At 41.5% G+C, this 10,846-nt stretch carries 9 protein-coding genes and 1 tRNA gene; 6 read left to right on the forward strand and 4 right to left on the reverse strand.

Features of this window, described 5'->3' with window-relative positions; all coding sequences use genetic code 11:
• Together AAF462_05710 and thiE are read left to right on the forward strand one after the other, a co-directional pair.
• Positions 1-457, forward strand: a 457-nt coding sequence (locus tag AAF462_05710; GenBank protein ID MEM7008617.1) for a pyridoxal-phosphate dependent enzyme, incomplete at its 5' end; no start/stop codon positions are given.
• Positions 458-475: 18 nt separating this feature from the next.
• On the forward strand, positions 476-1,114 hold the full coding sequence (thiE, locus tag AAF462_05715) for a thiamine phosphate synthase (GenBank protein ID MEM7008618.1): 639 nt from the start codon (positions 476-478) through the stop codon (positions 1,112-1,114).
• Here thiE and AAF462_05720 read toward each other — a convergent pair.
• Both AAF462_05720 and leuS read right to left on the reverse strand, forming a co-directional pair.
• On the reverse strand, positions 1,109-2,191 hold the full coding sequence (locus AAF462_05720) for a deoxyhypusine synthase family protein (GenBank protein ID MEM7008619.1): 1,083 nt from the start codon (positions 2,189-2,191) through the stop codon (positions 1,109-1,111). The genes thiE and AAF462_05720 overlap by 6 nt on opposite strands.
• A gap of 82 nt (positions 2,192-2,273) precedes the next feature.
• The gene (gene leuS / locus AAF462_05725) at positions 2,274-4,760 is read right to left on the reverse strand and encodes a leucine--tRNA ligase (protein ID MEM7008620.1); all 2,487 of its coding nucleotides are present in this window, start codon (positions 4,758-4,760) and stop codon (positions 2,274-2,276) included.
• Positions 4,761-4,897: 137 nt separating this feature from the next.
• Between leuS and AAF462_05730 the strand changes: the two genes are divergently transcribed.
• From AAF462_05730 to AAF462_05745, 4 genes are all read left to right on the forward strand, one after another.
• Complete coding sequence (locus AAF462_05730) at positions 4,898-5,701, forward strand: uracil-DNA glycosylase (protein ID MEM7008621.1); 804 nt, start codon at positions 4,898-4,900, stop codon at positions 5,699-5,701.
• A tRNA-Arg gene (locus AAF462_05735) sits at positions 5,702-5,778 on the forward strand. It abuts the gene before it with no gap.
• Positions 5,779-5,892: 114 nt separating this feature from the next.
• A complete protein-coding gene (locus tag AAF462_05740) occupies positions 5,893-7,074 on the forward strand; it encodes a beta-propeller fold lactonase family protein (GenBank protein ID MEM7008622.1) in 1,182 nt (393 codons plus the stop codon).
• Entirely contained in the window at positions 7,064-7,582 is a 519-nt protein-coding gene (locus tag AAF462_05745; protein MEM7008623.1) for a hypothetical protein, read from the forward strand. The genes AAF462_05740 and AAF462_05745 overlap by 11 nt, the downstream gene beginning before the upstream one ends.
• 24 nt (positions 7,583-7,606) lie before the next feature.
• Here AAF462_05745 and AAF462_05750 read toward each other — a convergent pair whose 3' ends face one another.
• Together AAF462_05750 and AAF462_05755 are read right to left on the reverse strand one after the other, a co-directional pair.
• Positions 7,607-8,971 (reverse strand): hypothetical protein, encoded by a 1,365-nt coding sequence (locus AAF462_05750; protein MEM7008624.1) that lies wholly within the window; start codon positions 8,969-8,971, stop codon positions 7,607-7,609.
• 150 nt (positions 8,972-9,121) lie between these two features.
• The coding region (locus AAF462_05755) for a hypothetical protein (protein ID MEM7008625.1) at positions 9,122-10,846 on the reverse strand (1,725 nt) is incomplete at its 5' end.

Consider the following 10,846-nt stretch of genomic DNA (forward strand, 5'->3'; position numbering starts at 1 on the left):
AAACCCTCTATACTTAAGCTACCTAAACAATTTTCAAGAGTTTCATCCAGTAAAGGCTAAAAAAACTCTAGCCAACGCCATTCAGATTGGAAACCCTGTGAGTGTTAATAAGGCAATACGCACTTTAAAAGAATTTGACGGCATAGTGGAGCAGGCAAGTGAAGAAGAGCTCGCTGATGCTGCGGCTCAGGTAGATAAAACCGGAACATTTAACTGCCCGCATACAGGTGTTGCACTAGGAGTGTTTCTAAAGTTAAAAGAAAAAGGTGTTTTCAAACCCGATGACAGAATAGTGGTTATCTCAACTGCTCATGGTCTTAAATTTGTTGAGTTTAAAATCGGATACCATAAAAAAGAGCTTGAAGGAGTTTTCTCTAAATATGCGAACACTCCTATTGAGCTTCCCGCAGACTATGATGCTGTAAAAGATGCAATATTCTCCAAGATAGAAGCATAGACAATCTACATATAATAGATGACGAAATTTAATTTAGGCGGCCTATATGTAATAACCGATAAAAAACTTATTGAGCGGGATAATTTCGTACATATTGTAGAGCAGTCCATAAAGGGCAGAGCAAGAATTGTTCAGCTTAGGGAGAAACACACTCCTACAGATGAGATAATCAAACTTGGCAAAGAACTTCTTCAAGTGACCAGAAGCTACGATGTACCGCTCATTATTAATGACTCGCCGGAATTAGCAAAAGAAATCGGAGCAGACGGCGTTCATTTAGGCGGAGATGATACATCAGTAAAAAATGCCAGGAATCTATTAGGAGCTCAGGCAATAATTGGAGTATCTTGTTACAACCAAATCGATAGAGGATTAAATGCTGTTAAAGCTGGAGCTGACTATGTCGCCTTTGGAACACCTTATTACACTCCAACAAAACCCGATCGTGAGCCAACATCGATCGAAGTACTTAAAGATGCTGTAGATCTGATAAAGGAAATCCCGGTATTCGCAATCGGCGGAATTACCAAAGATAATGCAGATGAGATTTTAGAAACTGGTGTTGACGGTATTGCAGTAATAACGAGTGTCTATGGATCGCCCAATCCTCAAGATTCAGCCATAGAGCTTTCTGATCTGATCAAAAAATTTCTATAGAATTCCTGAGAAATCCTTACCTTTTCTCTTTTTGCCAACTCGTTCAGCCAAAGCATGAGAGATTAATGGAAGTGCAATTGTGGCGTCACAGTAGCACTGAACCAAACTACCCTGCGGATCCTCCTTACCCCAAGATACCGCTTCATCAAAAGTACATCCGGACAGACCTCCCCACTGTGGAGAGTCAGTTGTAATTTGTATTGCGTATTTGTGAGGATAGTAGGTCTCAGCTGCCCCGGTGCCTTTTCTGTTAAGTCCTGCCTCACGGTTTGGTACATGACGGTCTTCGTATAAGAGATCACCGGTCACGGCAAATAGCTGAATAAAATCTTTTGGCACGCCGCCGCCAATGTATATCACAGCTGTGTCTTTTACAGTTTCTCCCAGCTTCATAAATTCAACGTAATCTTTAATACCATCAATAGTCAGACCAAATCCTTTACTCTGAGCTATTAGCGCAGCATCGCCGTAAGGACTGTCTGCAATTGCAGGGCAAAACACGGGAACCCCATGCTCGGCAGCTTTTGCTACAATGCTTGGGATATTTTTTTCTGACAGCCATTTGCCGCAGTGATAAAGAACCTCTCTTGAAGAATAATTGTATGATGAATCCAGCGTAAGAATAAACTCAGCCAAGAGCTCAGTCATCTCAAGATAGTCCGTCTCTTTTCCATAAACGTCATAGTAACGGTTAAGGCCTTCTTTAAAAAGCAGTTCGTTGTCTTCTGTAGCAGAGCCCTGCCAGTAGTCAAAACCCATAGCGTCAATAATGTCTTCTGAAATATTGGCTCCCGTTGGAACTAGGATATCTATGTAGCGGTTTTCAATGAGCCAGTTTATTATTTTCCATTGTCCTGTCGTAGAGAGTGAGCCAGTATATCCCAGAAGTATCGTAACATCATCATCGTTAACCATTTGCTCAAATACATCTACCACCTTTGCGAGACTTTTTCCTTGAAATCCAGTCTCTGCCATCTCTGATAACAGCTGAGACACAGTTTTAGGAGCGTCTACTTCAATTGCTTTTACCTTTTTAGTCAGAAAATCATCTAGAGTTTTTTCGTTTTTATCTGCCATTTGTCATGGCACCTCCGTAGTGTGCTGTATAAAATGAAGGGTTCAAGATACCACAGCCTAAACAAATATCAAAGCACTTAAATTAGACTACGATATTGACCAGTCTTTTTGGTACAACGATTACTTTTCTAGGTTCTTTGCCGGCGAGATGATTTTGTACCTTTTCATCAGAAAAAGCTGCTTCTTTGAGCTGATCTTCAGTTGAGTCCGGGTCCATAGTGAGCTGGCTCCTCACCTTGCCGTTAATCTGAACTACAATATTAATAGCAGCGCTCTCTACTAAATTCATATCCCAGGTAATCCACTCCATATCAATCAGAGAATCCTGATAGCCTAGCTCCTGCCAGAGCTCTTGACTAATATGGGGTGCCATAGGATATAAAAGCCTGACCATTGCTTCGATGGCCTGCCTTAAGACCACAAGGTCAACATCTGCATTAGGCTTAAATTTTGATGTGTCGTTAAGTAGTTCCATCACAGCAGCTATTGCGGTGTTGAATTGAAACCTATCTAAATCTTCAGTTACTTTTTTTATGGTTTTATTTGTTTTTGTAAGCAGCTCTTTTGCCTCTTGCGAGAGGTTATCATGTTCTATTTCAGTTCCGCTTACCCCATCAATTTTATCAAATACCTCGTAAATCAGTCGCCAAACCCTATTTAAAAATCTATACGAACCCTCAACCCCTTCATCACTCCAATCTAAATCTCTATTCACAGGAGCTGCAAATAAAATAAACAGCCTTACGGTATCAGCGCCGTATTTTGCAATCATATCATCAGGATCAACTACGTTGCCGATTGATTTAGACATTTTAGCGCCGTCTTTTATAACCATTCCCTGCGTAAGCAGGTTTTTAAACGGCTCATCTAAATCGCACATGCCTAGGTCTCTTAGCGCCTTTGTGAAAAATCTCGCATAGAGAAGATGAAGTATCGCGTGCTCGATACCTCCAATGTATTGGTCAACTGAGAGCCAGTATGCCACGTCGTCTTTATTAAAAATACCTTCGGTGTAATTTGGCGAAGCATATCTTAGGAAGTACCATGAGGATTCAACAAATGTGTCCATGGTATCGGTCTCTCTTCTTCCCTGTCCTTCACAAGCTGGGCAGTCGACATTTACGAAGCTCTCTATTTTTGAAAGAGGAGATCCGCCTGTGCCGGTAAACTCTATATCCAGCGGAAGCTCGACTGGTAGATCAGAGTCAGGAACAGGAACTGTTCCGCAATTATCACAATATATGATCGGAATAGGAGAGCCCCAGTATCTCTGTCTGGATATTCCCCAGTCTCTTAATCTATAGTTAATCTGTTTTTCTCCAATTCCGTTTTCCTCTGCAAACTCAATTATCTTGTCCTTTCCTTCTTCAGACGGAATGTCATTAAATTCTCTAGAGTTAGTCATAACCCCTGGCTCGGTGTAAGCCTCAGACATCTTATGAGGGTCCAATTCCTCTCCCTTGGGCTGTATTACAACTTTTATTGGTAGATTATATTGTTTTGCGAATTCAAAATCCCTTTGGTCATGGGCAGGAACGCACATTATAATTCCTGTTCCGTATTCTACCAAGACAAAATTGGCAACATATATAGGTATGCTCGTGTGCGTGAAGGGATTGATAGCATAGGCGCCTGTAAAGACCCCTTCTTTTTTGGTTTCATCTGCTACCCTCTCTAAACTGCTTTGCTTTTTAACACGCTCTACAAACTCTAATACCTCGTCTTCTTCAGGCTTATCTTTTATTAATTCTTCTACTAAAGGGTGCTCCGGTGCAATACTCATATACGTGACACCAAATACAGTGTCGGGGCGCGTCGTGAAAACTTGGATACCATCTCCGCCCTCAACTGGTTCTTGAAGCTTAAAGTTTAATTCTGCGCCTGTGCTCTTTCCTATCCAGTTCTTCTGCATAGACAAAACTCTTTCTGGCCAGCCGTCTTGTAGCTTATCAGCCCACTCAAGTAGTTCTTCTGTATACTCTGTGGTTTTAAAAAACCAACCTGCCATTTCCTTAAGCTCTACCCCTGCGCCGCAGCGCCAGCATAGCCCATCCTCTACCTGCTCGTTGGCTAGCACTGTCCCACATGGGCCGCACCAGTTTACTGTGGTGGATTTTTGATACGCAAGACCCTTTTTGTACATATGGGTAAAAACCATCTGCTCCCACTTATAGTAGGACGGGTCGCAGGTCGCAATCTCTCTTGTCCAGTCGTAACTAAAACCTAGCTTTTTAAGCTGGGCCTTCATCTGCTCAATGTTTTCATAGGTCCACTTAGCAGGATGAACGCCTCTTTCTATTGCGGCATTCTCCGCGGGAAGTCCGAAGGCGTCCCAACCTATTGGATGAAGCACATTGTATCCTCTTGTCCTTTTGTATCGAGCTGTCACATCGCCGATAGTGTAATTTCTCACATGACCCATGTGTATGCGCCCTGAAGGATAGGGAAACATTTCCAGCACGTAGTATTTTTCTTTAGAAGAGTCTGCCTCTACTTGGTAGACTTTCTCTTCTTCCCACTTATCCCGCCAGCTCTTTTCTATCTCTAATGGTTGGTAACTCTCTTTCATAACCCGTTTATGCTCCGCAAATTTAGTTTAGAATTAAATGGTTTACCAGAAACAAAACAATAGTTCAAAGTCTGACTTATTATATTAGCTGTGCTTTTACAATTTAGCGATGTTGTATTATATTAGGAACCAGGCAAATGAGTAGTAATAATGACATAAAATCCATAGCTAAGGACCTTAAGAATTATCTGGAATTCCGTGCGCAAATGGGCCTAGAAGGATTGCCCAAAACTAAATCTGAAACTCAGCGCCCAACTGTTAAAGAAGTTCGTAAAAAAGAGCAGTCTCAAGAACAAATGGAGAAAAAGCAAATGCCAGTAGGTGAAGACATAATCACTATTGAAGAACCAGCAGGTCTTTTTGATTCTGAAGTTATGTCGCTTGAAGAGATTAGAGAAGAGATTGGCGATTGCACCCGGTGTCAGCTTCATGAAGGCAGAACAAATCTGGTATTTGGTGATGGCAACCCTAAAGCTAAGCTCATGTTTGTAGGTGAAGGCCCAGGGCGCGATGAGGATATGCAGGGTAAGCCGTTTGTAGGAAGATCCGGTAAACTCCTAACTAAAATAATTGAAGCTATGGGACTAAAAAGAGAAGATGTCTATATCGGCAACGTTGTAAAATGCCGCCCACCGAACAACAGAACACCTGAGGCATCAGAGATGGATACATGCGAGCTGTTCCTATTTAAGCAGATCAGATACATACAGCCCGAAGTTATAGTGTGTCTCGGAGCGACCGCTGCTAAATCAATTCTTAAGACTAAAGCCAGCCTGGGCAGTTTGAGAGGAAAGTTTCATAACTACGGCGGATCAAAACTCATGGTCACATATCACCCCGCGGCACTACTTAGAAATCCCCATTTCAAAAAACCAACTTGGGAAGATATGCAGGTTGTGATGAAAGAGCTGGGACTAAAACTACCTCGGACACAAAACTAAGGGCGATTAGCTCAGTGGATTAGAGCGCAGGCCTCCGAAGCCTGAGGTCGGGGGTTCGAATCCCCCATCGCCCGCCATAGAGGAACATAGTTTTCTTTTGATATGGTATAGTTTTATTATTAATGGCCTAGGTGTTTAAAAAATACGAGTATACATAGTATGTATATACCTTATTTTAGGGGGAGATAAGGATGCTCAATATTACAGCATTACTATTATCCAGCTTTGGTTTTGTTTTAATATATGCAAGCTCAGTTTTTGCCGAACCGTTGATTTATGTAACTAATTCCGACACTGATGATGTTACGGTCATAGATACTGAGACTAACTTGTCAGTCGGTGATTCAATTCCTGTTGAAAGGGCTCCACAAGGTATTGCCATATCCCCGGATGGGACAACCGCTTATGTAGCTAATACCAACGACGATAGCGTCTCTGTGATAGATATTACAACCAATATGGCGGTTACTGACCCAATTGCAGTAGGAAGTGCCCCGCAAGGTATTGCCATAACACCGGACGGTGCAACGGTCTATGTAGCTAATTTTGGATCCAATGATGTTTCAATTATTGATACTGCTACAAATATGGTTGTAGGTGACCGAATTCCTGTGGGTACTACTCCACAGGATATTGCTATATCACCTGACGGTAATACTGCTTATGTGACTAATTCAGATAGCGATAATGTTTCTGTGTTAGACATTTCAACTGATATTATAGTTGTAAATGTACCAATTGAAGTGGGTGGTGAGCCCGTAGCTATTGCAATAACCCCGGATGGTACAAAAGCTTATGTGGCTAATTTTGGCAGCGGTACTGTTTCTGTGATTGATACCTCTAGTAATACTGTAGATACAACCATTACAATACCGGATATTGATCGGGAGACTCCTAGTCCTGTAAGTATTGGCATAACACCCGATGGCAGTTTGGCATATGTTGGTAACGTCACTACTAATAGTATTTCAGTAATAGAGACTGATACAAATACTATATTTGCCAGACTTACCAATCGTATAGATTTAATCCTAGGCCCATCAGATGTTGCTATAACTCCAGACGGAGAAAGGGCATATATATCTGATGGTAACTCAGAGATATTAGTATATAACATTGCCACAAATGTATTAATCGATAAAATAGCCCTTGGTAGTGGCCCGGTTGCTTTGGCTATAGCACCTACTTCTCTATCCTCACCGCCTGGAGTTGCCCCTGCAGAGGGTAATAACGGAGGCGGCAACTCATGCTCACTTGCAGCAGCTGGTTCATCAGGAAAATCTAATATTCTTTATCTGATTATTCCCGCACTGTTACTATTTAGAAGAATAAGGAAAAAATATAAAATGGAGGGATACCAAAATGAACATTAATAAACTATTTATGTTCTTATTGCTAGTGGCTTCAGTCGGACTAGTAGTAAGCTGTGACAGCGACAACAGCAGCAACGCTCAGGATATGGTTGGGGTGGAGGAAGTTAGCTGCCCATGTAACTTTGACCAGGACTTTTGGACAGAACTTGCATGGATGGTCGCTCAGGGAGGGGACGCCTTTGACGAATGTATTACAAAAAATACTGGGGAAAATTCTGGGAACGAGACCTTACTTTCATTACAGGGATCGCATACTATAAATGCGGATGGCGGTGATCTGAGCTTGGAATGTGAAGCTGCAATAACTACTGATACTACTACTGGGATGTTTCCAGCCCAGATTTGCGATGGTCAAATTGTCTGTACCGCTACTGATACGAATGAAACTAAAGATATTATGAAATTTCTTTATCTTGAACAAGAGAATATAAATGATGATCAGTTAGCCGCATGTCAAAACGATATTGAGGATATTGCAACGGTTCTCGGGATTTCATGCGGAAATTAAACAAATCCTAAAACCAAAAAAACATCAATTCGAGCAGCTTGACGGAAATGGCATAGGCGGTAGCACCGTGTCAATTGTAAGAGCTAGAGGATCTTCTAAAGCGTCTGCAATTTGATCTTCAAAAAGAGGGATCATTAATTCCTCAAACCAGCTAACTGGGCTTGTCTTTGGATTAAATTCACATTTAAGATCACCCGCTTGAAGTGACAGGCTCTTTTTAGGTGGTATTTGTAGATATGTCATAGTACCATCAAGACTGTCCTCGCAGCTACCCGCGCATAAATCAAATTGAGCAACTCCTGCGGGATTTTTATCGGTGCAAGTAAAACTTGCTTCGTAAAGAGTGTGATCCTTTGCTGAACCGTCGACAGTTTCACACCTTAAACTTACCCTAAAGTCTGTATCCTCCAATTTAAGCTCTTTCCCACTTTGAAGATTAGCGTCTACAGTTCCTTTTCCATAATAAGAACATGAAAAAGGTCCTCCATCTGCGGATTTATCATAAGGGCATTTTTGAGTGCCACTCGCACCGGTAATTTCAGTTACCTTAATATTATCAAATTGCAGATATTGTAGACCATTTAATTTTGCTATATCAGTAACAACCCAAAAACCGGCAAAAACAGGATATGCTGGGTCTATTAAGAAACATTGGCCACTTAGAATAGCCCCATCTGCACCATCGGAGCTGCATCCAAGGGGAATCTTGCCGTCAAATACCGGCTCCAATGGACATAGCCCTACCGAAGGTTTACAAGATTCTGTTTCCCATAACTTATTAAACTCAGCCTGAATTTCTGTGAGTACCGGGTCGATGATATCCGCCCCATTGGTTGAGCAGGTAGTGCTGGATCCGTTTAAAGCATCAAACTCCTCTTCACTACGATAAGAAATCAGGTCCATTCCACATACATTAGTTAAGCACTGGCTGTAAGTTCGATTTACATTAGCCTCGCATGAGCCAGAAAAAGAATCTGAACAATAATCAAGAATTGCTAAAGGGTCAGAAATATTGTCATTAAAACAATCTAAAGAAATGTTCTTACAATCGCGCACTTCCTTTTTGGCTTGTCTTGCACATTGCCTAATGCATTTATTGTCCAAGTCTTGTAGGTCAGTAGTGTCATCTGGAGATACATCAACGGATTCGACGTCAGTAAAACCGCAGAAAAATCCTATTTCGTCAGAAAATCCACAAATCCGATCCGTAGAGAACTCGCCGTCCATTGAATCACATTGCTGCTGGGTTATATTGTCATCGCATGCACTCCCATCTTCTTGTTCACAACATCCTGTTTGTGAATAACCAATATCAGCGGAAATTAAAAATAGAAAACTAAAAACTAGTGCAAAAACAGTTATTGTTGATATTTGATTCTTTCCTGTCATTAAACTCCTCCAATAAGATTAGCTCATAGAAACCCAGATAAATAGACAAATACCGACCGCCAGGTCATTTATATATATACTATAACTGAAATATTAAATACAAGGTCTGGAGGGCTCAAATACCCCATCGACCGCTCTAAACTACTTGTCTTATTGATTAATTCTTCTGTACCCCAATCTTACGGCCACAAACAATAATGGGACGATCAAATATAGCGGCACTTCGGCTCTACTGCCAGCTTGGGCAAGTGAACAATTACCGTTTCCACCTGTACCAACTGGTTTGCCATTTTCTCCAATTAGTTGTCCATCAAGGTTTGTATCTCCGGGCTGGCATATAACATCAAGCACAACACTCAATAAATCTGCGCCTATATTTGAATTCCCTTTGTCCCTTGCAGAAACAAACAGTTCATATTCTCCGCAAAACTCGGGCTTGAACATAACTTTTACATTGTTAAGCCCGTCGGCCCTGATGTTGGAAATCAATTCGATATCGAACGCTTTATCAGCTTCATCGGGATGCCTATCATGGAAGAGCACAACTACACCATCAGTGCTTGCATCTAATGAGTACACATCACCATCAATTATCACATCTTCACCTACAAAAACTTGCTCAGGAGTTACTGATAAATTGTCAATTAATATTGTAGAATCTTGTTCCGCTTCGCTATTTAGTGGAAGCTCGGAAACGTATATCGCATTTTTGTAGAAACCGACATTGTTAGTAAAAGATCTTACAACGTCTTCGTCAAATTCTTCTACTGTTACCATCTCCAGTGGGACATCAAGAATAGATTTAAATTCCTCTCCCGGGGTGAAATTCGATGAATCTAGACCATAGCCAGGTAATTCCTCGACAAGATTTCCCTCATCGTCTACAGGATATACAAGTACCCAGAATACCCAATACTTATCAGGTCCCATATCCTCTTCTGCTGTATTGAAAGTGGTTGTTACAAGTGTCCAATTAGGTGCGTCGCTAGATGTAAAAGGCGGTATTACCCTCTCGACTATCTGTTCGTCTATTAAGATACTCTCACCCAATGGGACGTTGAGAGTATTGTCCCACTCCATTCTGTAGAAAGCTACATGCACTTTATCTGAAGGATCTAATGCCGTGAGACTTAAGTTGTAAACTCTTGTACTCAAGTGTATATCGTCGCCCATGTATACAAAGGTCTGTGATGGTCCTATTGGCTCGTCACCTGATTGGATAAACAAACCTCTCATATTGTAGAAAGAATTGACCCATAGTTCATTTTCATTCTCAGCGGGTTTTCTGATAAAAGTACAAAGTAAAGCTGCGGAGTTTGCACTTTGCCGTCTACAATAACTGGGCTGCCTGGCCATGCTTGTTGCTACAGTTGGTACCACTTCCCATCTCGTAGGAAAATTCAAGCCAATGTCTGGATACATAAGATAAGGATTTACTCCTCCAGCCTCCCAGAAATTCCCAGAATCGTTTGAAAGCATGTTGCCAGTAAACGCCGTGATCAATGGACCAGTGTAAACAATATTTTCTGTTGGTCCATCAGAGAATAAACTTTGCCAAACACCATCTGGAAATGGCTGTCCTAATATAAAGGAGTTTACTAGGTACCTATATACATCCGGATTCAAAAACTCATCAGGCTTATTTACTTCAATACCTACGGAGTTTGTAGTTGTACTTGTTGTTGTTGTGTTTGTATTTATCGCGCGGCTCTGTCCAAATTCAAATCCCACGCTTATTCTTGTGCCGGTCCCAGTGAATTCGGATAGAATTCCAGATCCTACGGCGAGTGAAATACTCTCATTTCCTGAAATCGTCTCTGTAGAACCAGTGGTGCATTCACTTCCTTGACCTTGGTTCCAACTTTTTGTTTGCGT

This window comes from Thermodesulfobacteriota bacterium, from assembly GCA_039028315.1.
Taxonomy (GTDB): Bacteria; Desulfobacterota_D; UBA1144; order Nemesobacterales; family UBA2774; genus CR02bin9.

What these genes read in the sequence shown, in the direction of transcription:
- thiE (MEM7008618.1), top strand. Translation starts at nt 476, where the DNA reads ATGACGAAATTTAATTTAGGCGGCCTATATGTAATAACCGATAAAAAA.
- AAF462_05720 (MEM7008619.1), bottom strand. Translation starts at nt 2,191, where the DNA reads ATGGCAGATAAAAACGAAAAAACTCTAGATGATTTTCTGACTAAAAAG.
- leuS (MEM7008620.1), bottom strand. Translation starts at nt 4,760, where the DNA reads ATGAAAGAGAGTTACCAACCATTAGAGATAGAAAAGAGCTGGCGGGAT.
- AAF462_05730 (MEM7008621.1), top strand. Translation starts at nt 4,898, where the DNA reads ATGAGTAGTAATAATGACATAAAATCCATAGCTAAGGACCTTAAGAAT.
- AAF462_05740 (MEM7008622.1), top strand. Translation starts at nt 5,893, where the DNA reads ATGCTCAATATTACAGCATTACTATTATCCAGCTTTGGTTTTGTTTTA.
- AAF462_05745 (MEM7008623.1), top strand. Translation starts at nt 7,064, where the DNA reads ATGAACATTAATAAACTATTTATGTTCTTATTGCTAGTGGCTTCAGTC.
- AAF462_05750 (MEM7008624.1), bottom strand. Translation starts at nt 8,971, where the DNA reads ATGACAGGAAAGAATCAAATATCAACAATAACTGTTTTTGCACTAGTT.